The organism is Arenimonas sp. SCN 70-307 (genome assembly GCF_001724815.1).
GTDB lineage: Bacteria > Pseudomonadota > Gammaproteobacteria > Xanthomonadales > Xanthomonadaceae > Arenimonas.
The window spans coordinates 32,398-59,173 of record NZ_MEDO01000017.1; the positions used below are offsets into that span (position 1 = coordinate 32,398).

At 71.6% G+C, this 26,776-nt stretch carries 27 protein-coding genes and 1 tRNA gene; 6 read left to right on the top strand and 22 right to left on the bottom strand.

What is annotated here, in order from left to right:
• Positions 1-12 precede the first annotated feature (12 nt).
• The 11 genes from ABS41_RS09950 to ABS41_RS10000 form a co-directional block, all read right to left on the bottom strand.
• Complete coding sequence (locus tag ABS41_RS09950; RefSeq protein ID WP_290593483.1) at positions 13-1,269, bottom strand: NADH-quinone oxidoreductase subunit D; 1,257 nt, start codon at positions 1,267-1,269, stop codon at positions 13-15.
• Between the two features lie 6 nt (positions 1,270-1,275).
• Positions 1,276-1,995, bottom strand: a complete 720-nt coding sequence (locus tag ABS41_RS09955) for an NADH-quinone oxidoreductase subunit C (RefSeq protein WP_290593485.1) — start codon at positions 1,993-1,995, stop codon at positions 1,276-1,278.
• A gap of 16 nt (positions 1,996-2,011) precedes the next feature.
• On the bottom strand, positions 2,012-2,566 hold the full coding sequence (locus ABS41_RS09960; RefSeq protein WP_290593487.1) for an NADH-quinone oxidoreductase subunit B: 555 nt from the start codon (positions 2,564-2,566) through the stop codon (positions 2,012-2,014).
• A complete protein-coding gene (locus tag ABS41_RS09965; RefSeq protein ID WP_106990159.1) occupies positions 2,557-2,913 on the bottom strand; it encodes an NADH-quinone oxidoreductase subunit A in 357 nt (118 codons plus the stop codon). The genes ABS41_RS09960 and ABS41_RS09965 overlap by 10 nt, the downstream gene beginning before the upstream one ends.
• Before the next feature lie 81 nt (positions 2,914-2,994).
• Positions 2,995-3,079, bottom strand: a tRNA-Leu gene (locus ABS41_RS09970).
• A gap of 55 nt (positions 3,080-3,134) precedes the next feature.
• Positions 3,135-3,587, bottom strand: coding sequence for a preprotein translocase subunit SecG (gene secG / locus ABS41_RS09975; protein ID WP_290593491.1), 453 nt, complete (start codon positions 3,585-3,587; stop codon positions 3,135-3,137).
• A gap of 9 nt (positions 3,588-3,596) precedes the next feature.
• Positions 3,597-4,349 (bottom strand): triose-phosphate isomerase, encoded by a 753-nt coding sequence (gene tpiA / locus ABS41_RS09980; protein WP_290593493.1) that lies wholly within the window; start codon positions 4,347-4,349, stop codon positions 3,597-3,599.
• Positions 4,350-4,379: 30 nt separating this feature from the next.
• Positions 4,380-4,829 carry a group 1 truncated hemoglobin gene (locus tag ABS41_RS09985; RefSeq protein ID WP_290593495.1) on the bottom strand — a complete coding sequence of 150 codons (450 nt, stop codon included), beginning with the start codon at positions 4,827-4,829 and terminating at the stop codon, positions 4,380-4,382.
• Position 4,830: 1 nt separating this feature from the next.
• Entirely contained in the window at positions 4,831-5,688 is an 858-nt protein-coding gene (locus ABS41_RS09990) for a DUF3034 family protein (protein ID WP_343123832.1), read from the bottom strand.
• The gene (locus ABS41_RS09995; protein WP_290593497.1) at positions 5,685-8,015 is read right to left on the bottom strand and encodes an EAL domain-containing protein; all 2,331 of its coding nucleotides are present in this window, start codon (positions 8,013-8,015) and stop codon (positions 5,685-5,687) included. Before ABS41_RS09995 ends, ABS41_RS09990 begins: the two co-directional genes overlap by 4 nt.
• Positions 8,015-8,689: a methylamine utilization protein gene (locus tag ABS41_RS10000; RefSeq protein ID WP_290593499.1), complete on the bottom strand. Its 675-nt coding sequence runs from the start codon at positions 8,687-8,689 to the stop codon at positions 8,015-8,017. Before ABS41_RS10000 ends, ABS41_RS09995 begins: the two co-directional genes overlap by 1 nt.
• A 91-nt stretch (positions 8,690-8,780) precedes the next feature.
• Here ABS41_RS10000 and ABS41_RS10005 point away from each other — a divergent pair, with 91 nt between their 5' ends.
• Complete coding sequence (locus ABS41_RS10005) at positions 8,781-9,584, top strand: SDR family NAD(P)-dependent oxidoreductase (RefSeq protein WP_290593501.1); 804 nt, start codon at positions 8,781-8,783, stop codon at positions 9,582-9,584.
• 26 nt (positions 9,585-9,610) lie between these two features.
• Here the strand turns inward: ABS41_RS10005 and ABS41_RS10010 are convergent, their stop codons facing one another.
• The 11 genes from ABS41_RS10010 to prmB form a co-directional block, all read right to left on the bottom strand.
• A complete protein-coding gene (locus ABS41_RS10010; protein WP_290593503.1) occupies positions 9,611-10,549 on the bottom strand; it encodes a 2-oxoglutarate and iron-dependent oxygenase domain-containing protein in 939 nt (312 codons plus the stop codon).
• A gap of 67 nt (positions 10,550-10,616) precedes the next feature.
• Entirely contained in the window at positions 10,617-11,960 is a 1,344-nt protein-coding gene (glmM, locus tag ABS41_RS10015) for a phosphoglucosamine mutase (protein WP_290593504.1), read from the bottom strand.
• Between the two features lie 5 nt (positions 11,961-11,965).
• Positions 11,966-12,853, bottom strand: a complete 888-nt coding sequence (gene accD / locus ABS41_RS10020; RefSeq protein ID WP_290593506.1) for an acetyl-CoA carboxylase, carboxyltransferase subunit beta — start codon at positions 12,851-12,853, stop codon at positions 11,966-11,968.
• Between the two features lie 65 nt (positions 12,854-12,918).
• The gene (gene trpA, locus ABS41_RS10025) at positions 12,919-13,731 is read right to left on the bottom strand and encodes a tryptophan synthase subunit alpha (protein WP_290593508.1); all 813 of its coding nucleotides are present in this window, start codon (positions 13,729-13,731) and stop codon (positions 12,919-12,921) included.
• Positions 13,728-14,930: a tryptophan synthase subunit beta gene (gene trpB / locus ABS41_RS10030; RefSeq protein ID WP_290593533.1), complete on the bottom strand. Its 1,203-nt coding sequence runs from the start codon at positions 14,928-14,930 to the stop codon at positions 13,728-13,730. Before trpB ends, trpA begins: the two co-directional genes overlap by 4 nt.
• A gap of 19 nt (positions 14,931-14,949) precedes the next feature.
• The gene (locus ABS41_RS10035; protein WP_290593510.1) at positions 14,950-15,585 is read right to left on the bottom strand and encodes a phosphoribosylanthranilate isomerase; all 636 of its coding nucleotides are present in this window, start codon (positions 15,583-15,585) and stop codon (positions 14,950-14,952) included.
• 45 nt (positions 15,586-15,630) lie between these two features.
• On the bottom strand, positions 15,631-16,404 hold the full coding sequence (gene truA, locus ABS41_RS10040) for a tRNA pseudouridine(38-40) synthase TruA (protein ID WP_290593512.1): 774 nt from the start codon (positions 16,402-16,404) through the stop codon (positions 15,631-15,633).
• 5 nt (positions 16,405-16,409) lie between these two features.
• Positions 16,410-18,830, bottom strand: coding sequence for a FimV/HubP family polar landmark protein (locus ABS41_RS10045; RefSeq protein WP_290593513.1), 2,421 nt, complete (start codon positions 18,828-18,830; stop codon positions 16,410-16,412).
• Between the two features lie 94 nt (positions 18,831-18,924).
• Positions 18,925-19,947, bottom strand: a complete 1,023-nt coding sequence (locus ABS41_RS10050; RefSeq protein WP_290593515.1) for an aspartate-semialdehyde dehydrogenase — start codon at positions 19,945-19,947, stop codon at positions 18,925-18,927.
• 132 nt (positions 19,948-20,079) lie between these two features.
• Entirely contained in the window at positions 20,080-21,177 is a 1,098-nt protein-coding gene (aroC, locus tag ABS41_RS10055) for a chorismate synthase (protein WP_290593517.1), read from the bottom strand.
• Between the two features lie 6 nt (positions 21,178-21,183).
• Positions 21,184-22,104, bottom strand: coding sequence for a 50S ribosomal protein L3 N(5)-glutamine methyltransferase (prmB, locus tag ABS41_RS10060; protein WP_290593519.1), 921 nt, complete (start codon positions 22,102-22,104; stop codon positions 21,184-21,186).
• Between the two features lie 82 nt (positions 22,105-22,186).
• Here prmB and ABS41_RS10065 point away from each other — a divergent pair, with 82 nt between their 5' ends.
• From ABS41_RS10065 to ABS41_RS10085, 5 genes are all read left to right on the top strand, one after another.
• Entirely contained in the window at positions 22,187-22,840 is a 654-nt protein-coding gene (locus ABS41_RS10065) for an SCO family protein (protein ID WP_290593521.1), read from the top strand.
• Entirely contained in the window at positions 22,837-23,676 is an 840-nt protein-coding gene (gene asd / locus ABS41_RS10070; protein ID WP_290593523.1) for an archaetidylserine decarboxylase, read from the top strand. The genes ABS41_RS10065 and asd overlap by 4 nt, the downstream gene beginning before the upstream one ends.
• 31 nt (positions 23,677-23,707) lie before the next feature.
• The gene (locus ABS41_RS10075; RefSeq protein ID WP_290593525.1) at positions 23,708-24,433 is read left to right on the top strand and encodes an arginyltransferase; all 726 of its coding nucleotides are present in this window, start codon (positions 23,708-23,710) and stop codon (positions 24,431-24,433) included.
• A gap of 37 nt (positions 24,434-24,470) precedes the next feature.
• Positions 24,471-25,661 carry an endonuclease/exonuclease/phosphatase family protein gene (locus ABS41_RS10080; RefSeq protein WP_290593527.1) on the top strand — a complete coding sequence of 397 codons (1,191 nt, stop codon included), beginning with the start codon at positions 24,471-24,473 and terminating at the stop codon, positions 25,659-25,661.
• A gap of 168 nt (positions 25,662-25,829) precedes the next feature.
• Positions 25,830-26,756 carry a transposase gene (locus ABS41_RS10085; RefSeq protein WP_290593529.1) on the top strand — a complete coding sequence of 309 codons (927 nt, stop codon included), beginning with the start codon at positions 25,830-25,832 and terminating at the stop codon, positions 26,754-26,756.
• The last annotated feature ends 20 nt before the right edge of the window (positions 26,757-26,776 follow it).

A 26,776-nucleotide genomic window follows, 5' to 3' on the forward strand; every position in this document is an offset into this window, starting at 1 on the left:
CCTGGGCAATCCTTAGCGGTCGATCTCGCCGAAGACGATGTCGTAGGTACCGATCATCGCCACGACGTCGGGCAGCATGTGGCCGCGCACGATCGCGTCCATCGACGAGAGGTGGGCGAAGCCGGGCGCGCGCAGCTTGAGGCGGAAGGGCTTGTTGGCGCCGTCGGAGACGATGTAGGCGCCGAACTCGCCCTTCGGGGCCTCGACCGCGGCATAGGCCTCGCCGGCCGGCACCGAGTAGCCCTCGGTGAAGAGCTTGAAGTGGTGGATCAGCGCTTCCATGTCGTCCTTCATCTCGGCACGACGCGGCGGCGCGACCTTGAAGTTGCGCACCATCACCGGGCCCGGGTTGGCCCGGAGCCACTTCACGCACTGCTGGATGATGCGGTTGGACTGGCGCATCTCCTCGACGCGCACCAGGTAGCGGTCGTAGCAGTCGCCCTGCACGCCCACCGGGATGTCGAAGTCGACCTTGTCGTAGGCGGCGTAGGGCTGCTTCTTGCGCAGGTCCCAGGCCAGGCCGGAGCCGCGCAGCATCGGGCCGGTCATGCCCCAGGCCAGCGCCTTCTCCACCGGCACCACGCCGATGCCGACGGTGCGCTGCTTCCAGATGCGGTTGTCGGTGAGCAGGGTTTCGTATTCGTCGACGCGGCGCGGGAAATCGGCGCAGAAGGCGTCGAGGAAGTCGAGCATCGAGCCTTCGCGCCACTCGTTGACGCGCTTGAGCTCGGAACCCTTGCGCCACGGCGACTCGCGGTACTTGGGCATGGAATCAGGCAGGTCGCGCGCCACGCCGCCGGGGCGGTAGTAGGTGGCGTGCATGCGGGCGCCGGAGACCGCCTCGTAGCAGTCCATCAGCTCTTCGCGCTCGCGGAAGGCGTAGAGGAACACCGCCATCGCGCCCAGGTCGAGGCCGTTCGAGCCGATCCACATCAGGTGGTTGAGGATGCGGGTGACCTCGTCGAACATCGTGCGGATGTACTGCGCACGCTCGGGGGCCTCGATGCCCATCAGCTTCTCGATGGCGCGCACGTAGGCGTGCTCGTTGCACATCATCGAGACGTAGTCCAGGCGGTCCATGTAGCCGATCGACTGGTTGAAGGGCTTGGACTCGGCCAGCTTCTCGGTGCCGCGGTGCAGCAGGCCGACGTGCGGGTCGGCGCGCTGCACCACCTCGCCGTCCATCTCGAGCACCAGGCGCAGCACGCCGTGCGCGGCCGGGTGCTGCGGGCCGAAGTTGAGGGTGTAGTTGCGGATTTCCTGGGTCATGGCCGGTCAGTCCTTGCGCGGCTGCTCGGAGGCAGCCTGCTGCCAGCGGGAGTCCTCGCGCACCACGCGCGGCACGCCCACGCGCGGCTCGATCGAGACGGGCTCGTACACCACGCGCTTGCGCTCGGCGTCGTAGCGGACCTCGACGTTGCCCACCAGCGGGAAGTCCTTTCGGAACGGGTGGCCGACGAAGCCGTAGTCGGTGAGGATGCGGCGCAGGTCGGGGTGGCCTTCGAACACGATGCCGAACAGGTCGAAGCATTCGCGTTCGAACCAATTGGCCACCGGGTAAACGTCCACCAGCGAGGGCACCACGGGCAGGCTATTGTCCGCGGCGAAACAACGAAGGCGGAGTCGCCGGTTGTGCCGCACCGACTGCAGGTGCACCACCACCGCGAAGCGGCGCTCGGGGCCATTGCCGCGCGGGCGGCTGTCCCAGTCGAAGCGGCCCGGGCCGGCGCCTTCGATGCCGCGCGAGAAGCCCTCGGAGCTGACGTCGGTGGTGTCCCACTCGTCGTCGCCGTAGCCGAGGTAGTCGACGCCGCACAGGTCGATCAGCTGCTCGAACGAGAGATCCGGGTCGTCGCGCAGCAGGCGCGCGGCCGCGTCCCATTCGCCCGGGGCGATCTCGACCGTGGTTTCGCCCAGGGCCTCGTGCAGGGAAACCAGCTTGTCCTGCAGGCGTGCCTTCAGGCGCTCGGGGAAGCTCGTGGGGGTCTCGACCATGGCGTCTGCTGGGTCCTTAGCGGGCGATGGTGTTGGTGCGGCGGATCTTCTTCTGCAGCTGCAGGATGCCGTACACGAGCGCTTCCGCCGTCGGCGGGCAACCCGGCACGTACACGTCCACCGGCACGACGCGGTCGCAGCCGCGCACCACCGAATACGAGTAGTGGTAGTAGCCGCCGCCATTGGCGCAGCTGCCCATCGAGATCACCCACTTGGGCTCGGGCATCTGGTCGTAGACCTTGCGCAGGGCCGGGGCCATCTTGTTGACCAGGGTGCCGGCGACGATCATCACGTCGGACTGGCGCGGCGACGGGCGGAAGATGACGCCGTAGCGGTCGAGGTCCAGGCGCGAGGCGCCCGCGTGCATCATCTCGACGGCGCAGCAGGCCAGTCCGAAGGTCATCGGCCACATCGAACCGGTGCGGGCCCAGTTCACCAGCGCATCGACCGAGGTGGTGACGAAGCCGCGCTCGAGCAGCGGGTTCTCGCCTTCCGGACGCAGGATGTCGTCGACCCGACCTTCCGGGATCGGGTTGTGCATCAGGTTCGAAACGGACTGGATCACTCCCATTCGAGCGCTCCCTTCTTCCAGACGTAGATGAAGCCCAGCACCAGCAGGCCGATGAAGATGCCCATCTCGGTGAGGCCGACGATGCCGAGGTTGCGGAAGTTCACCGCCCACGGGAAAACGAAGGCGATTTCCAGGTCGAAGATGATGAACTGGATGGCCACGAGGTAATAGCGCACGTCGAACTGCATGCGCGCGTCCTCGAAGGCCTCGAAGCCGCATTCGTAGGGGGAGAGTTTTTCGGCGTCGGGCCGCTTGGGACCGAGGAACCAGCCGGCGATCAGGAGCACGATGCCCAGGCCGGTGGAAACGAAAAGGAACAACAGGATCGGCAGATATTCGCCAAGCACGCGCGCATCCTCACCTTGCGCCCGTGGGCGCGTCCGTGCCGCCGCTCCAGCGTTTGCCGGGCGGCAGCCCGTTGGTCGATTTGGTGCCCAAGGGGGGACTCGAACCCCCACGACTTACGTCGCTACCACCTCAAGGTAGTGCGTCTACCAATTCCGCCACCTGGGCAGGTGTGCCTTCGTTCCGATGCATGGATCGAAGGCTGAAGATTGTATCAGTTCGATCAGCCGCCGCGGGTGTTTTCCGCGTCATTTTCCACGGCCTCGGCCGGGGTGGCGGGAACCTCGCCTTCGGCCGCGGGCACATCGGCGCCGGTGGCCGGCACGTCGGTGGCCGGGGCCGGGATGTCGGAGGCCGGGACCTCGCCCGCCGGGGCGGACACGGCCGGAACCTCGGACATCGCGCCGATGTCCTCGAGCGACGCCTGCGCGGCCTCGCGGCCGCCATGGGTGGCGTACCAGGCCATGCCCAGGCTCATGCCCATGAAGACCACGGCCAGCCACTTGGTGGACGAGGAAAGGAAGTTGGCCGAGCCGCGCGCGCCGAACACGGTGGCCGAAGCGCCCGCGCCGAAGCCCGAGCCGGCGGCCGCACCGGTGCCGCGCTGCATGAGGATGAGCACGATCATCGCGATCGCGACCAGCACGTAGATGACACTGACGATGGTGAGCAGCATGTTGGTCCGTTACCTCGCCGCCGCGGCGGCGATTGCCAGGAAATCCTGGGCCACGAGGGACGCGCCCCCGATCAGGCCACCATCGACGTCGGGCTGGGCGAACAGCTCGGCCGCGTTGGCGGGCTTAACGCTGCCCCCGTACAGGATGGGCAGCGAGCCGGCGATTGTAGCATCGAGCGCGGCCAGTTCGCCACGGATGAAGGCGTGGACCTCCTGGGCCTGCTCCTTGCTGGCGGTACGGCCGGTGCCGATGGCCCAGACCGGCTCGTAGGCCACCACCGCGCCCCGGAAGCCCTCGATGCCGGCCAGCTCGACCACCGGGCCCAGCTGCTTTTGCAGCGCCCATTCGGTCTGGCCGGCCTCGCGCTGGTGCAGGGTCTCGCCCACGCACAGCACCGGCACCAGGCCCGCCCCGAGGGCGGCGACGAACTTTTCGGCCACGTCCTGGGGGCTTTCCTCGTGGTACTGGCGGCGCTCGGAGTGGCCCACCAGCACGTAGCGGGCGCCGACGTCGCGCAGCATCGCGCCGGACACCTCGCCGGTGTAGGCACCCTCGGTGTTCACGCCCAGGTCCTGGGCGCCGAAGCCCAGGCCCTGCCCCGCATAGCGTTCGGCCAGCTCGGCAAGGTAGGGCAGCGGCGGCAGCACCACCAGGTCCACGCCGGCGGCGCGGGGCGCGGCCACCACGGCATCGAGCAGCTGGCGCGCGAAGGCGCGGCTGCCGTTGAGCTTCCAGTTGCCGGCGACGATCCTCTGGCGCATGCGGGCTTCCCTGTGCGGAAAACCGCGATTCTATCGCGAGGCGCGGGGGCTGACGATGTCCCGGTGCATCGGCGCCAGCCGCGCCAGCAGCGCGTTCTGGGCCGCGCGCGGGATGCCCCGCGCCTGCATCGCGTCCAGCAGCGCCTCCACCAGCGCGTTGAAGTCGGCCTCGGTGATGGCGAGGCCGGCGTGCGACTCGGCCATGCTGCGGCCGGTGTAGGTGCAGGGCCCGCCCAGCTCGACGCAGAACTGCTCCACCAGGCGGTCGTTGAGGTTGGGCAGGTCCACTTCGGCGAACTGGGCGTTGATGCGCTCGTCCTCCAGCAGCCGCACGAGGAATTCCTCCACCAGGGCCTCGACCCCGGCCTGGCCGCCGAACTGCTCGTAAAGGCCCGGGCGGGCCGGCGCCGCGGCGCAGCCGGCCAGCGCGACGGCCAGCAGCAGGGCCGGGATCAGCCGGGGAAATCGCAGCAGGGCCATCTCAGAACCCCACCTGGACGGAGAGATAACCGCCGCGCTGGCCATCCAGGGTGGCGATGCCGCCCAGGTCGGCCCAGGCCGCCACCACCGCCACGTGCTTGTTCGGGAACCAGGCCACGAAGGCATCCTTCCAGTCGTCCTCGGAGGCGAAACCGAGGTTGTCGGGCTTTTGCCGGTATTCCACGCCCACCACCCACGACGGATCCAGCACCACGGCCAGGCTGCCCTCGAACACCAGCGCGCGGCCGCCGTCGCGGTCGCCGCCGTGGCCCAGCAGGCCCATCTGGTTGGCCCGGGTCGAGCGCAGGGTGCCGCTGGCCAGCCACTGCCGGCCGCCCGGGCCGTCGAGGAAAAGTTTGCTGGCGGCGAGGTAGATATCCGTGCCGGCGTCGTCGCGGGCGCCCAGGGCCAGCGGCAAGGTGCCGTCGCGCAGGCGCTTGTGCTGCAGGCCCAGGCTCAGCTGCGGCATGCGGGTGTAGACCAGGTCGCCGCCCAGGCGCAGCTTGGCGCCGAACACGTCCTGCTCGAGCGCGTCCCAGGGCAGGGCCAGGCGGCGCTGCAGCTCGCCCAGGTCGAAGCGCTGGCGGGCCACCGACAGCTCCAGCCGGTTGCGGAAGGTCCAGGCCGCGCCCCAGGCGTCGAGCGCGTAGTCGCCGGTGTCGACCCGGGTGTAGAAGGCGGTGCCGCCCTGCTGCTCGCGCGTGCCGTAGCCGGCCAGCACGGCCCAGGGAACGATTCCGCCGCCGGCCGAACCCTCGACCTGGGTGGCGCCGCCGGTGGCGAGCAGGCGACCGCCGGCCCCGGCCCAGGCCGGCCCGGCCGCCAGCAGCACCAGCGCGAGCGCAAAGGCCCGCCTCATGCCTCGACGTCCTCGAAGCGGCGGCACCAGTCGAGCAGCGCCCCGGCCTCCAGGGGCGGGCTGAACAGGTAGCCCTGCACCATGTCGCAGCGAAAGCGCCGCAGCAGCTCCAGGCCCGAGTCGGTCTCCACGCCCTCGGCGATCACGGTCAGGCCCATGTTGTGGCCCAGCTCGATGGTCGAGCGCACGATGACGGCGTCGTCGCTGCCTTCGATGAGCTGCATGACGAAACTCTTGTCGATCTTCATCTCGTCCACCGGCATGCGCTTGAGCTGCGCCAGCGAAGAGTAACCCGTGCCGAAATCGTCGATCGACAGGCGCACGCCGATCTCGCGCAGGCGGTGCAGCATGCGCACGGCGTAGTCGACGTCGCGCATCAGCGCGCCCTCGGTCACCTCCAGGATCAGCCGCGCCGCGGGCACCTGGTGCCTGCGCAGCGTGGACTGCACGAACCCCGGAAGGTCGGCGTCCATCAGGTCCATGGCCGAGAGGTTCACCGCCATGCCCAGGTCCAGGCCCTCGGCGCGCCAGGCGGCGTTCTGCGCGAGCGCGGCCTCGAGCACGAAGCGGGTTATCTCGTGCACATAGCCCGAGCGCTCGGCCAGCGGGATGAACTCGTCCGGCGACACCGGCCCGAGCGCGTGGTGGCGCCAGCGCAGCAGCGCCTCGACGTGCCGCACCTGGCGGCTGGCGAGGTCCACCTTGGGCTGGTAACGCAGGCTGAGCTGCCCGCGCGCGATCGACTCGCGCAGGTCGCCCACCAGGGCCAGCTGGCGCAGGTGCACCTCGTCCCTGCCCTCCCGGTAGACGGCCACGCCGGCGCGCGCCTCCTTGGCGTCGTAGAGCGCGATGTCGGCGCGGCGCAGCAGGGTCTGGGCGTCGGTGCCGTGCTCGGGGTGCAGGGCCAGGCCCAGGCTGGCGTCGAGGTTGATGCGGGTGGTGGGCAGGTCGAGCGGACGGCGCAGCTGCCCGAGCAGGTCGCGGGCGCGCTGCATGGCGCGCTCGCCGTCCACGTCGGCCATCAGCACCATGAACTCGTCGCCGCCCAGGCGGGCCACCAGGTCGCCGGGGCGCACCGCCTGGCGCAGGCGCTTGCCCACTTCCTCCAGCACCTGGTCGCCGAAGCCGTGGCCAAGGGTGTCGTTGATTTCCTTGAACCGGTCGAGGTCGAGCACCAGCACCGCGCCGCGCACCGTTCCCAGCGCACGCTCGAGGCGTTCGTGGGCCAGGCTGCGGTTGGGCAGGCCGGTCAGGCCGTCGTGGTGCGCCTGGTGGAGGATGCGTGCCTCGCGCGCCGCGATGCCCTGCTGCATGTGGCCGAAGGCCGCCGCGAGCTGGGCGATTTCGTCGCGGCCGGCGACCTCGATCGGCTGGCTGTAGTCGCCGTCCTGGACGCGCTGGGCGGCGCGGGCCAGCTGCACCACCGGCCGGCTGATGCCGCGGCCGAGGAAACCGGCCACCAGCAGGGCCAGCGCCGCCGCCAGCCCCGAGAGCAGCAGGATGCGGTTTTCCAGGCTGGCCACCGGCGCCATGGCCTGGTCGAGCGAACCCTGCAGCAGCACCTGCACCGGCGGTTCGCCGCTGTCCTCGAGCGCCAGCGCGCGCACGAACCAGTGTTCCTCGCCCAGGGCGACGTCGCTCAGGGCTTCGCCCGGCGCGAGCTCTCCGGCCGGCAGCGCCGCCAGGGCTTCGCGGGCGGGCGCTTCAAGGCTGCTGGCGTACACCGACAGCACGCCCTGCCCCGCCTGCACGAAGCTCACGTCCAGTCCGGTGAGCGCGCGGAAATCGCCGGCATAAGCGCCGTCGAAGGTGCTGCCGATGCCGACCCAGCCGATGCGCTGCGGGGCCATCACCGGGATCAGGGCCAGCTGGTGCAGGCGCCCATCCGCCGGCAGCACGGCCAGCGCGAAACCCTCGGATTCGGCCCGCGCCACCGCCTGCGACAGGGCCGCGCCGCCCCAGTCGGGGCCGGTGCCGTCCAGGCCGGCCAGCCAGCGGCCGTCCGGGCCCAGCAGGATGGCCGCGTCGGCGCCCACGCGGCTGGCGTGGTTGCGAAGCGCGGAATCCATGGTGGCCGGGTCGCCGCTGGCCACGGCCGCACGCAGGCCGAAATCGTCGGCCAGCACCAGCGCCGTTTCGAGCAGCTGCTCGCCGCGCGCGCCGTGGAAACGCTGCCACACGCGCTCGCCCACCTCGAGTTCGTCGGAAAGCTGGCTGCGCACGCTGCGCTCGGTGGCGAAATGCACCACCACGAAGGTGGCCAGCTGGGCCGCCAGCACCAGGCCGATCAGCAGCGCGACGATGCGGGTGTGCAGCTGCGAGCGCATCAGTCTTCCTGGCGCAGGCTGCGCAGGCGGTCCTGCAGCGCGCGCAGGCGGTCGTTGCCGCGGCGGTCGGGCGGCGGCGGGCCGAGCGCGAGCCCAACCTCCACCGCCGGCGCCGCGGGGGCGACGCGCACGTCGGCGGTTGCCGGCTCGCCCTCCAGGCGCGGGTGCCAGGCGCGCAGCTGGTAGTCGCCCTCGGGGGCCTCCAGGCGCGCCTTGCCGTCGGCGCCGGAGCGCGCGTGCAGGGGCGTGTCGAGCACCACGATCCAGCCGATCATCCAGTCGTGGATGTTGCAGCCCACCACCACGATGCCGGGCTGGTCGAACACCACCGGCTCGGGCGGCGTGCCCGAGTACAGCGGCAGTTCGAAGGGCTTGGCCGGCGAGAACGAATACACCTGGTGGCGCACGGTGTCGCTGTTGGGGAAGCTCACCGCGGTGCCGGCCTGCACCACCAGCACGCCGGGCTCGAAGGCGGTGTTGCGCTGGTCCATCACCGAACGCCCCGGCACGGGCCGGGTGGCGTCGGAATGCAGGCTGACGACGGCCCCGGGCACCGGCTGGCCGTCGCCGTCGAGCACGCGCACCTCCAGGGGGGCCGCGTGGACGGACGAAGCGGCCAAGGCGGCAGCCCATGCGAGCGCGGGCAGCCAGGCCACGGCGGTTCTTGCGGTCATCGGGCCCCCTGTCGGCCTCGCCCATGGGGCGTCACGCGGATTAGCGCCCGCCGGGGGTGATAATCACGCGAAAGACCTTCACTGAGCCTGCATGAGCACCCCAACCCCCGCCTACGCCCTCGTCACCGGCGCCTCCAGCGGCATCGGCGCCGACATCGCCCGCGAATACGCCCGCCGCGGCAAGCCGCTGGTGCTGACGGCGCGGCGCGTGGAGCGGCTCGAGGCGCTGGCGGCCGAACTCTCGGCGCAGGTGCCCTGCGTGGTGCTGGCCGCGGACCTGGCCGACCCGGCCGCGCCCGACAGGCTCTTCGCCGAGACGCAGGCACGTGGCCTGTTCGTGGACACCCTGGTCAACAACGCCGGCTACGGCGTGCCCGGCCGCTACCTGAGCGCCGACTGGAAGACCCACGCCGACTCGATCCAGGTGCTGCTGACCTCGGTCGCCCACCTCACCCACCTCTACCTGCCGGCGATGGAAGCCGCGGGCCGCGGCCGCATCCTCAACGTGGCCTCGCTGGCCGGCCTGGTGCCGGCCACGGCCGGGCACACGCTTTACGGCGCCACCAAGGCCTGGCTGATCCGCTTTTCGGAAACGCTGGACCAGGAAACCCGGCCCCGGGGCGTGTTCGTCACCGCCCTGTGCCCGGGCATGACCTACAGCGAGTTCCACGACGTCAACGGCATGCGCGAGAAGGTGAGCAAGCTGCCCAAGGGCATCTGGCTCACCAGCGCCGAAGTGGCGCGCCAGGGCGTGGACGCGGTCGAGGCCGGCGTGCCGCGGCTCATCACCGGCCGCAGCAACAAACTCATCGCCGCCCTGTGCAAGTACCTGCCCGACGGCGTCGCCCGCGCCCTGCTCGCCTCCAAGTCAAAAGACTTCCGCGACGCCGATTGAGTCGCTCCTACGGGGGACCCGCTGGCTCAGACCAGCTTGATTTCGCGCAGCCGCTCGAGCAGGTAGTCGTGCGAGGTGATCGGCGTCGGGTAGCGGTTCGGGTTGTCGGCCGAAATGCAGCCCGGCAGGGTTTCGATCAGGAAATCCGGGTTCGGGTGCAGGAAGAACGGCGTCGAGTAGCGCGGCTTGCGCGCGGCCTCGCCCGGCGGGTTCACCACGCGGTGGGTGGTGGACGGGTAAACGTGGTTGGTCAGGCGCTGGAGCATGTCGCCGATGTTGACCACGATGGTGTCGGCGTCGGCCGTGAACGGCACCCACTCGCCCTTGCGCGAGAGCACTTCGAGGCCGGCCGCCGAGGCGCCCACCAGCAGGGTGATCAGGTTGATGTCCTCGTGCGCGCCGGCGCGCACGTTCGGGATGTCGTCGGCGGTGATCGGCGGGTAGTGGATCGGTCGCAGGATGGAGTTGCCGAAGTTGGTCTTGTCGGCGAAGTAGTTCTCCGGCAGGCCGATGTGCAGGGCCAGGGCCGACAGCACGCGCGAACCGAGGTTGTCGAGCGCGGTGTACAGGCCGTAGGCCACTTCCCTGAACTCGGGCACTTCCGAGGGCCACTGGTTGGGCGGCATCACGTCGGCGTACTTCGAGTCGCGCGGGATCTCGCGGCCCACGTGCCAGAACTCCTTGAGGTCGAAGTGCTTGGCGCCCTTGGCGGTCTCGATGCCGAAGGGCGTGTAGCCGCGGGCGCCGCCGCCGCCGGGCACGTGGTACTTCTTCTTGGCCTCCTCGGGCAGCGCGAAGAAACGCTGGAAGACGTCGTAGGCCCGGTCGATCTGGGCCTGCGGGATGCCATGGTTGCGGATGCCGGCGAAACCCCACTCGCGGTAGGCCGCGCCGAGGTCGGCGACGAAGGCCTCGCGGTCGGTGTCGAAGCGCTGGATGTCGAGGGTCGGGATGCGGGCGGTCACGTGGGCGTTCCGTTGGTGTCGATGAGGGGGATTGTAAGGGCCGGGCCGTGAAGAACCTTGACGCGGCTCAAGCCGCGGCGCGCACGACCTCGGCCAGGCGCTCGAGCACCTGGCGCATCAGGCCGGCGTCGTCGGCCTCGACGGTCACGCGCACCACCGGCTCGGTGCCCGAGGGGCGCAGCACCAGCCGGCCGCGGCCGGCCAGGGCGGCCTCGGCCTCGGCCCGGGCGGCCTGCACGGCGGGCTGCTCCAGCGGCTTGACGCCGGGGGCGATGCGCACGTTCACGGTCTGCTGCGGCAGCGGCTCGTAGCCGGCCAGGGCCTCGCGCAGGGACTGGCCGCGCCGGCGCAGCGCCTCGAGCACCTGCAGGGCGCTGACGATGGCGTCGCCGGTGCTGGCCCGGTCCAGGCACAGCAGGTGGCCCGAGGCTTCGCCGCCGAGCACGCCGCCGTGTTCCACCAGCGCCTGGTGCACGTAGCGGTCGCCGACCCTGGCGCGCAGGAAACCGATGCCCTGCCCGGCCAGGCCGCGCTCCATGGCGTAGTTGGTCATCAGCGTGCCCACCACCGGGCCGCGCAGGCGGCCGCTGGCCTGCCAGTCGCGGGCCAGCACCCAGACCAGGCCATCGCCGTCCACGAGCTCGCCGCGGCCGTCGACCATCAGCACGCGGTCGCCGTCGCCGTCGAAGGCGATGCCGAGGTCGGCGCCGGTCTCGCGCACCCGGGCGGCCAGCGCCTCGGGGTGGGTGGAGCCGACGCCGTCGTTGATGTTGAGCCCGTCGGGCTCGTTGCCGATCACGTCCACCGAGGCGCCGAGCTCGGAAAACACGCGCGGGCCGACCTGGTAGGTGGCGCCGTGCGCGCAGTCGAGCACCAGCCGCAGGCCGGCCAGCGAAAAATCGGCCGGCACGGTGGACTTGCAGAACTCGGCGTAGCGCGCCAGCGCGTCGGTGACGCGGCTGGCCTTGCCCAGCTGCCCGGAGGGCACGGTGCGGAAGGGCTGGTCGAGCTCGGCCTCGATGGCCGCCTCGAGCGCATCGCCCAGCTTCTCGCCCTGGGCCGAGAAGAACTTGATGCCGTTGTCGTGGTGCGGGTTGTGCGAGGCGCTGATGACGATGCCGGCGTCGGCGCGCAGCGAGCGCGTCAGGTAGGCCACGGCCGGCGTGGGCATCGGCCCGAGCATGCGCACGTCGGCGCCGGCGGCCACCAGGCCCGCCTCGAGCGCGGCCTCGAACATGTAACCCGAGATGCGCGTGTCCTTGCCGATCACCACGGTGGCGTGCTCGCGGCCGGCGCCGGCCAGCACGCGGCCGGCGGCGGCGCCGAGGCGCAGCATGAAATCAGCCGAGACGGGGTATTCGCCCACCCGGCCGCGGATGCCGTCGGTGCCGAAGTACTTGCGCTGGGACATGCGGCTCAGGCGGCCTCGATGGTCGCGTCGGCGGGCGGACGCGGCTGGCGCATCATCAGCGCCAGCAGGCCGGCCAGCTTCTCGCGCATCTGCCGGCGGTCGACGATCAGGTCCACGGCGCCGTGCTCGACCAGGAACTCCGAGCGCTGGAAACCCTCGGGCAGGGTCTCGCGCACGGTCTGCTCGATCACGCGCGGACCGGCGAAACCGATCAGCGCATGCGGCTCGGCCACGTTGATGTCGCCCAGCATGCCCAGCGAGGCCGAGACGCCGCCGGTGGTCGGGTGCGTGAGCACCGAGACGAAAGGCAGGCCCGCGGCGCGCAGGCGGCCCAGGGCGGCCGAGGTCTTGGCCATCTGCATCAGCGAGAACAGGCCTTCCTGCATGCGCGCTCCGCCGGTGGCCGAGAAGCACACCAGCGGGCAGCCGAGCTCGAGCGCGCGCTCGGCGGCCAGGGCGAAGCGCTCGCCCACCACCGAACCCATCGAGCCGCCCATGAAGCGGAACTCGAACGCGGCCACGCACACCGGCCGGCCCTTGAGCTGGCCCTGCACGGCCACCAGCGCATCGCGCTCGCCGACCGACTTCTGGGCCGCCTTGATGCGGTCGGCGTACTTCTTCTGGTCCTTGAAGTGCAGCGCGTCCACGGGGCCGAGCGCGGCGCCGATCTCCTCGCCGCTGTCGTCGTCGAGGAAGGCCACCAGGCGCTCGCGCGCGCCGATGGCCATGTGGTGCGAGCACTTGGGGCAGACGCGCAGGTTCTTCTCGAGCTCGGGGCCGTAGAGGGCCGCGCCGCACTTGTCGCACTTCTCCCACAGGCCTTCGGGCACGCCGCGCTTGCCGTTGCCCTGGGTACGGATGCGGGAGGGCATGAGTTTGGTGAGCCAGCTCATCGGGGTCCTGCTCGGTTCATCAGCTTGGGCCGGGGAGTTTATCCCGAACCCGCCGCCCCGGCGATTCAGCCGGCGGCGGCGTCCAGCGCGGCCCGCAGCGGCGCCAGGAAGGCCGCGGCCCGATCGGCGGCCTGCGCCGGGCCGTCGGCGCCGGCCAGGGCATCGACCAGGGCGCTGCCCACCACCACGCCGTCGGCGGCCGGGGCCAGGGCGGCGGCCGAGGCCGCGTCGCGGATGCCGAAGCCCACCAGCACCGGCACGCTGGCCATGGCGCGCAGCTCGCCGGCGCGGCGCAGCACGTCGGCCACGTCGAGCTGGCTGCCGCCGGTGACGCCGGCGAAGGACACGTAGTAGAGGTAACCCTGCGACTCACGCGCCAGGCGCTGCAGGCGCGCCGGCGCGGTGGTCGGCGCGGCCAGCGAGATCAATTCGATGCCGGCGGCGTTGAAGGCGTCGCGGGTCGGGCCGGCCTCTTCCGGCGGCAGGTCCACCAGCAGCACGCCGTCGACGCCAGCCGCCGCGGCGTCGCGGGCGAAGGCCTGGGCACCGAGGATCTCGATGGGGTTGAGGTAGCCCATCAGCACCACCGGCGTGGTGTCGTCGGTGCGGCGGAATTCGGCCACGCAGCGCAGCACGTAGCGCAGGCCGGCGCCTCGCCCGATCGCGCGCTCGGAACTGCGCTGGATCGACGGGCCGTCGGCCATCGGGTCCGAAAACGGCACCCCCAGCTCGATCACGTCGGCCCCCGCCCCCACCAGCGCATGCATCACCGGCACCGTCGCCTCCAGCCCCGGATCGCCCGAAGTAATGAACGGCACCAGCGCCTTGCGCCCGGAGGCAGCGAGCTGCCCGAACTTCTGCTTGATACGCGACGTCACAGCTCGATGCCCTCGCGGCGGGCGATGGTGAAGATGTCCTTGTCGCCGCGGCCCGAGAGGTTGCAAAGCACCAGCGCATCCTTGGGCAGCTCGCGGGCGAGCTTCATGGCCTGGGCCACGGCGTGGCTGGATTCGAGCGCGGCCAGGATGCCCTCGGTGCGCGCCAGCAGGTGGAAGGCCTCCATCGCCTCGTCGTCGGTGACGCCCACGTACTCGGCGCGGCCGCTGTCCTTGAGGAAGGCGTGCTCCGGGCCCACGCCCGGATAGTCGAGGCCCGCCGAGATCGAGTGCGTCTCGGTGATCTGCCCGTCGTCGTCGCAGATCACGTAGGTGCGGTTGCCGTGCAGCACGCCCGGCCGGCCCGCCACCAGCGAGGCCGCGTGCCGGCCGGTCTCCACGCCGTCGCCCGCCGCCTCGGCGCCCACCAGGCGCACCGACTTGTCGTTGAGGAACTCATGGAACATGCCGATGGCATTGCTGCCGCCGCCCACGCAGGCGGTGACGGCGTCGGGCAGGCGGCCGTATTCGGCCAGCATCTGCGCCCGCGATTCCTTGCCCACCACGGCGTTGAAGTCGCGAACAAGCATCGGGTACGGATGCGGGCCGGCCACGGTGCCGATGATGTAGAAGGTGTCGCGCACGTTGGTAACCCAGTCGCGCATCGCCTCGTTGAGCGCGTCCTTGAGCGTCTTGCTGCCCGACTCCACCGGCACCACGGTCGCGCCCAGCAGCTTCATGCGGAACACGTTCGGCGCCTGGCGCTCGACGTCGGTGGCGCCCATGTAAACCACGCACTCCAGGCCCAGGCGCGCGGCCACGGTGGCGCTGGCCACGCCGTGCTGGCCGGCGCCGGTCTCGGCGATGATGCGGGTCTTGCCCATGCGCCGGGCGAGCATGCCCTGGCCGATGGTGTTGTTGATCTTGTGCGCGCCGGTGTGGTTGAGGTCCTCGCGCTTGAGCAGGATGCGCGCGCCACCCACCTTTTCCGACAGCCGCCTGGCTTCGTAGATCGGGCTCGGGCGGCCCACGTAATGCCGGTACTCATGCTCGAGCTCGGCCTGGAAGGCCGGGTCGCGGCGCGCGGCCGCGTAGGCCGCCTCGAGCTCGCGCAGCGGCTCGACCAGGGTCTCGGACACGAACACGCCGCCGTAGCGGCCGAAATGGCCGGCGGCGTCCGGATAGGCGCCGAAATCGGCGATGTCCGCCGCCTGCGGGATTTCAGCCCGCGATGCCGTTGTCTGCACGTCTCACCTCTTGAACGAACTTCTGCATGCGCCCGCCGTCCTTGACGCCGGGCGCGCTCTCGATGCCGCTGGAAACGTCCACGGCGAAGGGGCGCACCTGGCGCACCGCTTCGCCGACGTTTTCGGCCGACAGGCCGCCGGCCAGCACCACGGGCTTGCCGAGGGCGGGCGCGAGCGACCAGTCGAAGCGCTCGCCGCGTCCGCCCGGTTCACCCGGGGCGTGGCCGTCGAGCAGGAAGGCACTGGCCGAAGGGTAGCGTTTCCGCGCGCTGGCCGCATCGGCCGCGCCGCCGCCCATCGCGATCACCTTCGCGAACGGCAGCCCGAAGCCGCGGCAGAACGCATCGCCCTCGCGGCCGTGGAACTGCAGCAGGTCCGGGCGCAGGCGGCGCACCACGGCTTCGACTTCGCTGCCGGGGTTGTCCATGAACAGCGCGACGGCCGCCACCATCGGCGGGATCGCCTCGCGCAGCGCCACGGCGTGCTCGAGCACCAGGCAGCGCGGGCTGCCCGGCGCGAACACCAGGCCGATGGCGTCCACGCCCAGCTCGACGGCCAGGCGCACGTCGCCGGGTCGGGTGAGGCCACAGAACTTGATACGGGTGCGCATCACGGCATTGTAGGCCCGGCGCGTGTGGGCGCCGTGCACGGACGCTCAGTCCGGCAGGCTGACCTCGTCGGGCAGGCCCCACTCGCGCGGATAGCGCGGCCCCAGGAAAACCAGGCCGTTCGAGGGCGCCGTCGGCCCGGCCACGGCGCGGTCGCGCCCCGCCAGCAGCCGGCCCGGCCAGTCCTGGGGCTGTTCGCCCCGCCCCACCGGCAGCAGGCTGCCGACGAAGTTGCGCACCATGTGGTGCAGGAAGGCATTGGCCTGCACTTCGATGATGACGTGCTCGCCCTCGCGCCAGACCTGGATCTCGTGCACCTGCCGGCGCGCGTGCTTGGCCTGGCAGTGCACGGTGCGGAAGGCGCTGAAGTCGTGCTCGCCCACCAGCGCCTGGGCGGCGTGGTGCATGGCCTCGGCATCCAGCGGCTGGCGCTCCCAGGTCAGGAAGTCACGCAGCAGCGCCGGCCGCACCGGCCGGTTGAGGATGGTGTAGCGATAGCGCCGCGCGCGCGCCGCGTAGCGGGCGTGGAAGGCCTGGTCCACCGCCTGCGCCCACAGGATGGCCACGCCGCGCGGCAGCCGGCTGTTGCCGCCCTGGCGCAGCGCGTAGGGCGTGCGCACGGCTTCGGTGTCGAAGTGCACCACCTGGCAGCGCGCATGCACGCCGGCGTCCGTGCGGCCGGCGCAGACGACTTCGAGCGGATGGTTCACGACGAAGGACAGGGCCTGCTCGACCGCGCCCTGCACGGTCGGCCCCTCGGCCAGGCGCTGCCAGCCGAGGAAGGCCGCGCCGTCGTACTCGATGCCCGCCGCGAAACGCACCGGCTTCAGCCGATCTCCCGCAGCAGGCGCTCGGCCTCGGCGCGGTGCGCCGGGCTGCCCTCGGCCACCACTTCCTCGAGCATGCCGCGGGCACCATCGACGTCGCCGATCTCGAGGTAGGCCTGGGCCAGTTCGATCTTGGTGGCGCTGGCGTCGTCGTCGGCGCTGGTCGCCTCCGGCGTGGGCTCGGGCTCGGGCTCGAAGGCGAGCACGGGCTCCGGTTCGGGCTCGGGTTCCGGCGCCGGCGCCGGTTCGGGCGCCGGCGTGGCCACGGGCGCGGCGTCCGCCGCCTGGGCCAGGCGGTCCCAGTCCTCGTCGGCGGCGTCGGGCACGGTGGCGGGTGCGGCGTCGGCGAGTTCGGCCAGCGAGCCGAAATCGGACAGGTCGTCCACGACGGGCGCGGCCGGGGCCGCCGGGGCCGGGGCCGTGGCCGCGGCGGGCGTGGCCGGGATGACGCCGGTGTCGCCAAAGCGCGGCTGGTTCCAGCCGGCCTCGCTGAACAGCGGATTGCCCGGCGCGATGGCCACGCCCATCACCACCGCCTCGCGCCAGCGCGGGTCGAGCGTGCTGCGGACGCGGGCGCGCATGGCCTGCGCGGCGATCTCGAAAGCCATGCGCTCGTCCTGCTTGTGCAGGTGGCGCAGCAGGCTCAGGTGCGCCTCGAGGTCGTCGGGGCAGGCCTCGACGGCGGCCTGCAGGCGCTCGCGCTCGGCCTGGGCCGGGTTGGCGGGCGCCGGTGCCGGCGCGGCGCCCGGCGCAGGCGCGGCGGGCTCGGCGCGGCCACCGGGCAGGCTGGCCTTGAGCGCCTCGTCGTCGGAAATGCGGCGCGTGGGCACCGGTGCCGGCTTCGGACCACGCTTGCCGCGCAGCGCCAGCACCAGGCCGCCGAGCAGCACCAGGGCACCACCGCCGAGCACCAGCGGGTTCATGTACCAGGGGTCGGGCGTGGCCACCGGCGCCGGCGTGGCCGGGGCCGCGGCGGGCTCGGCCGCCGGGGTCGCGGGCGCCGGGGCGGGCGCGGGCGCGGCGGGCTCGCCCTGCGCGGTGGCCAGGCGCTCCTGCAGGGCCTTGAGCTGGCTCGACTGCATTTCGATCAGCCGCTGGCTGTCGGACTGCTGGGCCTCGAGTTCGGCGATGTGCGAGCGCAGTTCCTGCACCTCGACCTCGCGGACCGCCAGGTCCTCGCGGGTCTGGGTGAGCTCGGCGCGCAGCTCGGTACCGCTGTCGGTGCCGGCGGCACCGGACTGCACGCCGCGGGCGCCCTGCGCCTCGCCCGCGGGCGGAACGATTTCAAGCCGGCCCTGGGGCGCCGCGGGGCGCGCCGGGCTGGCCGGGGCCGGCCGCGAGGCATCGGCCACGGATTCGGCCGGCTGCGGCACGGCGCCGCGGCGGGCCTGCCAGGCTTCGGCCTGGGCGCGCACCAGCTGGGCCGCCTCGGCCTGGCCGATCTGCAGGGCCTCTTCGCTGGCCGGGATGCGCAGCACGGCGCCGCACTTGAGCTGGTTGATGTTGTCGCCGATGAAGGCCTCGGGATTGGCCCGCTGGATGGCCAGCATCATCTGGTTGACGGTGACCGAGGCATCCGGGCGATTGGCGTTGGCGATCGACCACAGGGTCTGGCCGTCGGCCACCGGACCATAGCTGCCGGGCGCGGGTGCCGGCACCGGGGCGGGCACCGGGCGCGGCGCCGGCATCGGGGCCGGGGGCGGCTCGGGGGCCGCCACCGGCTCCGGCGCAGGCTGCGGCTCGGGTTCGGGAAGCGGCTCGGGTTCGGGCTGCGGCGCAGGTTCCGGCTGCGGCGCGGCAGCCACCGGTTCCGGGGCGACCGGCATCGGCTCGGGCTCGGGCAGCGGCTCGGGTGCGGGAGGCAGGGGCTCGGCCGGGATTTCCGCCACCTCGGGCAGCGGTTCGGGCTCGGGCATCGCCACCGGCTCGGCCACGGTCGGTGCAGCGGGCGCCGGCGGCGGCAGTGCCGGGGCGGCAGCCACCTGCGGGGTTTCCAGCGGGCGGATCACCGCCGGGGCGATGTAGGGCGGGTCGACCAGGGCGCTGTACTCGCGCACCACGCTGCCGCGGCCCCAGTTGGCCTCGAGCAGGAAGGTCAGGAAGGGTTCGTTGAAGCGGCTGGCGGTGGTGACGCGGATCACCGGCTGGCCGGCGGCGTTGCGGCCCACTTCCATCTGCAGGTTGGCGGTCAGGCCGACCGGGCGCTCGAGCCCGACCCGGGCGAAGGCCTCGGGCGAGGCCAGGCGCACCTCGAGCTCCTCGAGCTCGCCGGGCGCGGCCGACAGGATGGGGATTTCCGCGACCAGCGGCTGGTTGAGGCCGGACTTGACCTCGATGGCGCCCAGGCCGAGCGCGTGCGCGCTGTTGGCGCCCAGGACAAGGGCCAGGGCCAACGGAAGCTGCAGATGCCTGATTTTCACGCCTTGTTTCTCCCCACGAACCGGATGCCGCGTCCTGGCCACCGCCGGCGCTCCCCTGCGGCGCCGGTGGCGGTACTTTCCCGGAATATACCGGTCAGGAACGTTCCTTGACCACGAGTTCGGCAACCTGCACCGCATTCAGGGCCGCGCCCTTGCGGATGTTGTCGGCCACGATCCACAGGTCCAGGCCGCGCGGATGCGAGAGGTCCTCGCGGATGCGGCCCACGTAGACCGGGTCGGAACCGGCGGCGTGCGTCACCGGCGTGGGATAGCCGCCCGGGCCGCGCTCGTCCACCACCTCGACGCCCGGCGCCGACTCGAGCAGCTCGCGCGCCTCGTCGGCGCCGAGCTTGCGGCGGGTTTCGAGGTGCACGGCCTCGGAGTGGCCGAAGAACACCGGCACGCGCACCGCGGTCGGGTTCACCTGGATGGAATCGTCGCCGAGGATCTTGCGGGTCTCCCAGACCATCTTCATCTCTTCCTTGGTGTAGCCGTTGTCCAGGAATTCGTCGATGTGCGGGATGAGGTTGAAGGCGATCTGCACCGGGAACTTGGCCGGCTCGTGCGGCTGGAAGTTGAGCATGGCGGCGGTCTGGCGCCCCAGCTCCTCCATCGCGGTGCGGCCGGCGCCGGACACCGACTGGTAGGTGGCCACGTTGATGCGCTCGATGCCCGCGGCGCGGTGGATCGGCGCCAGCGCGACCAGCATCTGCATGGTCGAGCAGTTGGGGTTGGCGATGATGCCGCGCGGGCGCTTCGCGGCGGCTTCCGGGTTCACCTCGGCCACGACCAGCGGCACGTCGTCGTCGTAACGGAAGGCCGAGCTGTTGTCGATGACGACGGCGCCGGCGGCGGCGAACTTCGGCGCGTACTCCTTCGACACCGAGCCACCGGCCGAGAACAGGGCGATGTCGACGCCGGCGGGGTCGAACGTCGCCAGGTCCTGCACCACCAGTTTCTGGGCGCCGTAGCTGACCTTCTCGCCGGCCGAGCGCTCGCTGGCCAGCACGTGCAGCTTCCCGACCGGGAACTGCCGCTCCGCCAGGATCGACAACATCGTCTCACCCACCGCACCGGTGGCCCCGACTACCGCAACTGTAAACGTCTTGCTGCTCATGGATTCCTGGTCTACCTGGAGTCTGTATTTCAACGCGGATCAAATCGGATGGGAGCGGATCAAGGCGGATCTGCTTTATTCAGAGAAGCGCTCCATTCGCCCTTATCCGCTTCCATCCGATTTGATCCGCGTTCAATCTTTGGAGCCCGGCACGCGGGGGTGGATGGGGCCGACGTCGGCGCACTGGGCGCGGTGGCGCAGGGCGTGGTCCATCAGGACCAGGGCCAGCATGGCTTCACAGATCGGCGGCGCACGCAGGCCCACGCAGGGGTCGTGGCGGCCGGTGGTGACCACTTCCACGGCCGCGCCCGAGGTGTCGAGCGTGGCGCCCGGCAGGCGCAGGCTGGAGGTGGGCTTGAAGGCCACCGACACCTCGATGGCCTGGCCGCTGGAAATGCCGCCCAGGATGCCGCCGGCGTGGTTGCTGGCGAAGCCTTCGGGCGTCATCAGGTCGCGGTGCTCGCTGCCCTTCTGCGTGACCGACGCGAAGCCCGCACCGATCTCCACGCCCTTGACCGCGTTGATCGACATCATCGCCGCGGCGATGTCGGCATCGAGCTTGCCGTACACCGGCTCGCCCCAGCCCGGCGGCACGCCCAGGGCCTGCACGTGCACGCGCGCGCCGGCCGAATCGCCGCTCTTGCGCAGTGCGTCCATGAAGGCCTCGAGCTCGGGCACCTGGGCGGCGTCGGGCCAGAAGAAAGGGTTGTCCTCCACCACCGACCAGTCGAAGGCCCGCGGCAGCAGCCCGGCCACCTGCGAGACGCAGGCGCGCACGGACACGCCGCGTCCGGCCAGCCACTTCTTGGCGATGACGCCGGCCGCCACGCGCATCGTCGTCTCGCGGGCCGAGCTGCGGCCGCCGCCGCGCGGGTCGCGGATGCCGTACTTCTGCCAGTAGGTGTAGTCGGCGTGGCCCGGGCGGAACTGCGCGGCGATGTTGGCGTAGTCCTTGCTGCGCGCGTCGGTGTTGCGCACCAGCAGGGCCACCGGCGCGCCGGTGCTCAGGCCCTCGTAAACGCCGCTGAGGATCTCGACCTCGTCGGCCTCGCGGCGCTGGGAGGTGTGGCGGCTCTTGCCGGTGGCGCGGCGCGACAGGTCGTGCGCGAAGTCCTCCGGCGCGATGGCGATGCCCGGCGGCAGCCCGTCGATGACGCAGCCGATGGCCGGGCCGTGGCTTTCGCCGAAGGTGGTGACCCGCAGCAGGCGGCCGAAGCTGTTGTCGCTCATGGCCGGTCAGGCCCGGCGGGCATCGGCCAGCGCCTTGATGCGGGCGTGGTGCTCGACCAGGTCCTCGCGGCCGATGGCGAAGATGCCCATCTGCCCGACCTTGAACTCGACCCAGGCGAAGGGCACCTCGGGCAGCAGCTTCACCAGCGCGCGCTCGCTCTCGCCCACCTCGCAGATGAGCAGGCCGCCTTCGGACAGGTGCCTGGGCGCATCGCGCAGGATCTCCAGCGCCAGGTCCAGGCCGTCGTCGCCGGCGCGCAGGCCCAGCTCGGGCTCGTGCTTGTACTCGGCGGGCAGCGCGTCGGTCTCGGCGTGGGTGACGTAAGGCGGATTGGTGACGATCAGGTCGTAGACCTCGCCGTCGAGGTTGTGGAACAGGTCGGACTCGACCAGGCGCACGTTGTCGGCGTGCAGCCGTTCGACGTTCTCGCGCGCCAGCGCCAGCGCATCGGCGCTGATGTCCACGCAGTCCACCTGCCAGTGCGGGTGGTAGTGCGCGGTGGCGATGCCGATGCAGCCCGAGCCGGTGCACAGGTCGAGCGCGCGGGAAACCTCGCGGCCACCCAGCCAGGGCTCGAAGCCGGCCTCGATGAGCTCGGCGATGGGCGAGCGCGGCACCAGGGCGCGCGGGTCGGACTTGAAGCTCAGGCCGGCGAACCAGGCCTCGCCGGTCAGGTAGCAGGCCGGGATGCGCTCGTTGATGCGGCGCGTGAACAGCGACAGCACGTCCTGCTTTTCTTCGGCGGTCAGCCGCGCCTGGCCGTAGGCCGGGCCCAGGTCGTGCGGCAGGTGCAGGGCGTGCAGCACCAGCTGGGTGGACTCGTCGAGCGCGTTGTCCATGCTGTGGCCGAAGCTCAGGCCGGCCGCGTTGAACCGGCTGGCGCCGTAGCGGATGAAATCGATGATGGTGGCAAGTTCCGCCGGCATGACGTTGAAATCCAAGGCAATGCCCGGAGTATAGCCGCGCCGCGCTTATAATTGCCGGCCTCCTAGGACCCCGGGAACCGCCGTGTTCAATCGCAACACCCTGCTCATCCTGCTGGCCGCGCTGGCCGCCGGACTCGGCCTCTGGGCCGCCCAGGTCGCCTTCGCCCCGGGCGGCGCGCCCGCGGCCGCGGCGCCGGCCGTGGACCCGGCCAGCCTCAAGGCCGTGCGCCTGTTCCCCTCGCCGCGCGCGATCGCGCCGTTCTCGCTGCTCCAGTCCGACGGCACGGCGCTCGAGCCGGCCGAGCTGGCCGGGCGCTGGACGGTGGTGTTCCTGGGCTTCACCCACTGCCCCGACGTCTGCCCGACCACCCTGACCGAACTCTCGCAGGCCCAGAAGGCCTGGGACGCGCTGCCCGAAGCGCGCCGCCCGCGCGTGCTGTTCGTGTCGGTGGACCCGGAGCGCGACACGCCGGAAAAGACCGGCGAGTACGCCGCCTACTTCCACCCGGCCACGCTGTCGGCCACCGCGCAGGAGCCAGCGCTGGAGCAGTTCGCCACCTCGCTGGGCCTGGTCTACATGAAGGTGCCGGTGGAGGGCGGCGACTACACCATGGACCACTCCAGCGCCCTGGTCGTGCTCGACCCGCGCGGCCTGCAGGTGGGCCTGATCCGCCCGCCCTTCGTGCCGGCCGACATCGCCGCCGACCTGGCCCGGCTGGCCGAGGTGGCGCCGTGAGCCCCAAGGTCGCGCTGCAGTACCTGCTGCCGCACCGGCTGCTTTCGCGCCTGGCCTACGGCGTGGCGCGCTCGCGCGCGGTCTGGTTCAAGGACTGGCTGATCGGCCTGGTCATCCGCAAGTTCAAGGTGGACATGGCCGAGGCGGCCGACCCGGAGCCGCGCAACTACCCGCACTTCAACGCCTTCTTCACCCGCGCGCTGCGCGAGGGCGCGCGCGTGGCCGACGCCGACCCGCGGGCGCTGCTGATGCCGGCCGACGGCAAGATCAGCCAGGCCGGGCGCATCGAGGCGGGGCGCATCTTCCAGGCCAAGGGGCAGTCCTTCACCGCCGCCGAGCTGCTGGGCGACGAGGCCCTGGCCGCGCCCTACGCCGACGGCTGGTTCGCCAACATCTACCTCTCGCCGCGTGACTACCACCGGGTGCACATGCCCTGGGCCGGCACGCTGGTGGAAACCCTGCACGTGCCGGGCCGGCTGTTCACGGTGGCGCCCTGGGGCGTGCAGGCCATCCCGCGCCTGTTCGCGCGCAACGAGCGCCTGGTGTGCCACTTCGAGACCGAATTCGGCCCGATGTGCTCGGTGATGGTGGGCGCGCTGCTGGTGTCGGGCGTGGAGTCGGTGTGGAACGGCGAGGAAATCCCGCCCTACGCCCACAAGCCGGTGCGCCGCGACTGGCGCGGCCAGGGCATCACCCTGGGCCGCTTCGCCGAGATGGCCCGCTTCAACTACGGCTCGACGGTGATCCTGCTCTTCCCCCGCGACGCCGTCCGCCTCGACCCCCTCGCCACCGAAACCCCCACCCGCGTCGGCCAGCGCCTCGGCACCGTGCTCTGACCTCGTTTTTGCTTTGGGGTAGAGTCCGCGCATGGGTGGAAGTGGCCAGCATTCGATACGGCTGTTCCAGAGCCTGGAGCATGCCTGCGGCTACTGGCCGGAGCGGCTGGCGCGCGACCTGATCATCGACCCGGCCGATCCGCACCTGCCCTCGGTGTACGGCCAGGCGCTGGCGATGGGTTTTCGCCGCAGCGGCGGCCACGTCTACCGCCCGTATTGCGGCGGCTGCCGCGCCTGCATCTCGGTGCGCATCCCGGTCGATCGCTTCGAGCCCGGCCGCAGCCACAAGCGCTGCCTGGCCCGCAACGCCGACCTCGAACTGCGCATCGCCCCGGCGCGGCGCACCGACGAGAACTTCGCGCTCTACCGCCGCTACCTCGACACCCGCCACGCCGGCGGCGGCATGGACGACCCGGCCCCGGAGAACTTCGACGCCTTCCTCGCCTGCCGCTGGAGCCCGACCGAGTTCATGGAGTTCCGCCTGGGCGGCGAACTGGTCGCCCTGGCCGTCACCGACGTGCTGCCGCAGGGCCTGTCGGCCGTGTACACCTTCTTCGAGCCGGCGCTGGCCGAACGCAGCCTGGGCACCTACGCCATCCTCCAGCAGGTGGCCCGCGCCCGGCGCGAGCAGCGCGGCTACGTGTACCTGGGCTTCTGGCTGGCCGGGCACCCGAAGATGGAATACAAGCGCCGCTTCCGCCCGCTCGAATACCTCGACGGCGCCCACTGGCGGCCGATGCCCGACCCGGCGCCGTGAAGCAAACCGTCACGGGCCTGGGGCACAATCGCCGACCATGCAAACCCTCCGCTTCCTGGCCGCCACGGCCCTTGCCGCCCTGCTCGGGGCCTGCCAGTCCGCGCCGCCCGCGCCCGGGGCCACCGCGATGAGCCTGCGCGTGGCCACCTTCAACACCTCGCTTTATTCCCCCGAGGCGGGCGGCCTGGTGGCGCGGCTCGAGGCCGGCGACGAGCGCGCCCGCAAGATCGCCGCCGTCATCCAGCGCCAGCGCCCGGACGTGCTGCTGCTCAACGAATTCGACTACGACCCCGAGGGCCGCGCCGCCGACCTGTTCGCGCGCGACTACCTGGGCGTGGGCCAGTTCGGCGAGCAGGCCATCGCCTATCCCCACCGCTACTTCGCCCCGGTGAACACCGGCGTGCCCAGCGGCCTGGACCTCGACCGCAACGGCGTCGTGGCCACCGAGGGGCGCGAGCGCGGTAACGACGCCTGGGGCTACGGCCTGCACCCGGGGCAGTACGGCATGCTGGTGCTGTCGATGCATCCGATCGACGAGGCCTCCGCGCGCACCTTCCAATTGCTGCGCTGGAGCACGATGCCGCGCGCGCGCGCGCCGGTCGACCCGGCCACCGGCGAGCCCTGGTACACGCCGGAAGTGTGGTCGCAGCTGCGCCTGAGTTCGAAGTCGCACTGGGACCTGCCCGTGCGCACGCCCCTGGGCATGGTGCACCTGCTGGCCGCGCATCCCACGCCGCCGGTGTTCGATGGCCCCGAGCGCCGCAATGCCGCGCGCAACCACGACGAGATCCGCCTATGGGCCGAATACGTTTCGGAAGGCGACAAGCCCTGGCTCTGCGACGACAACGGTCGCTGCGGCGGCCTGCCCGCCGGCGAGCGCTTCGTGATCGTGGGCGACTACAACGCCGACCCCGCCGACGGCGGCAGCCTGCCCGGCACCATCCAGCAGCTGCTCGAGCACCCGCGCGTGCTGCGCCACGCCAGCCCGCGCAGCGAAGGCGCCCTGGACGCCGCCGACGGCCCCGGCAACGCCGGCCACCGCTCCTCGCCGGCGCACGACACCGCGCAGTTCGGCCGCAACGGCAACTACCGGGTGGACTACGTGCTGCCTTCGGTGGGCTTCACCGTGCAGGACAGCGGCGTGTTCTGGCCCGCGCCCGGCCAGCCCGGCGCCGAGTGGCTCGACGCCACCGACCACCGCATGGTCTGGCTCGACCTCGCCAACTAATCCGCCACTCTTGAGATTCGCGCCTGAAGGCGCTTGTGTCTGGCTTTTGCCCTAGGGTTTGGGGTGAGAGCGGGGTGCGGGACGCCGCTGTTGCGCAGTGCTCGAAAGCACTCTCACAAGCGTGGGCCAGCTGGTGTGCTCTCCAGACCAGTCTAGGGGAGAAAACCGATGTCGGCATTCGTGGGAATTGATGTGGCCAAGGGCAGCCTGGCCGTGGCGGTAATTCCGGGAAACCTCGGATTTGAGGTGAGCAACGATGCCAAGGGCCATGCCCGGCTGGTTCGGTGGCTCGGCAATCAGGCGGTAACCCGGATCCTGCTTGAGTCGACCGGCGGATATGAAAGTGCGCTGGTCGAGGTCTTGGCCAGCCGCTGGGCTGTGGTGCGAGTACCGCCCCACCGGGCCCGGGCCTTCGCCACGGCCATGGGCAAGTCCGCCAAAACCGACCCGATCGATGCCTTGATGCTGGCCCGCATGGCCGCCGTGACCGAGGGCCCGACCGTGACCCCGCCGACCGCGGCTCAGGCGCGGCTGCAGGCGCTGGTGCGGCGTCGAGGCCAGGTAGTCGCTCATCGCGACGATGAGCGCCGGCGGCTGCATCAGGCCAATGATGCTTTTGTCCGTCAAAGCTTGCAGCGGCAGATCAAGCATTTGCAGGGCGAAATCGCCCGGCTCGACCGGGAGATCGAGTCCTGCGTGCCTGATTGCGGCGACGAGCGCGCGGCCAGGCTCCGGGCCGTGCCCGGCGTGGGCGCCGTCACCGTGGCCACCCTGCTGGCCTTCCTGCCGGAGCTGGGCCAGCTGGAGAACCGTCAGATCAGCGCTCTGGTCGGATTGGCGCCCTACAACTGCGATAGCGGAAAGCACCAAGGCGTACGCCGCATCCGCGGCGGACGCGGCGCAGTGCGCCGCGTCCTGTACATGGCTGCTTGGAGCGCCGTGCGCCACCAGCCAGACTTCAAGGCCCGCTACGAAGCGCTGCGAGCCAAGGGGAAATGCGCCAAGGTCGCCTTGGTCGCCTGCATGCGCATCCTGGCAATCCGCCTGAACGCCATGATCAGGGATCAGACCGACTGGAGGGTCCACCCGGCCTGAGCAAGACAGTTGCTCCTACA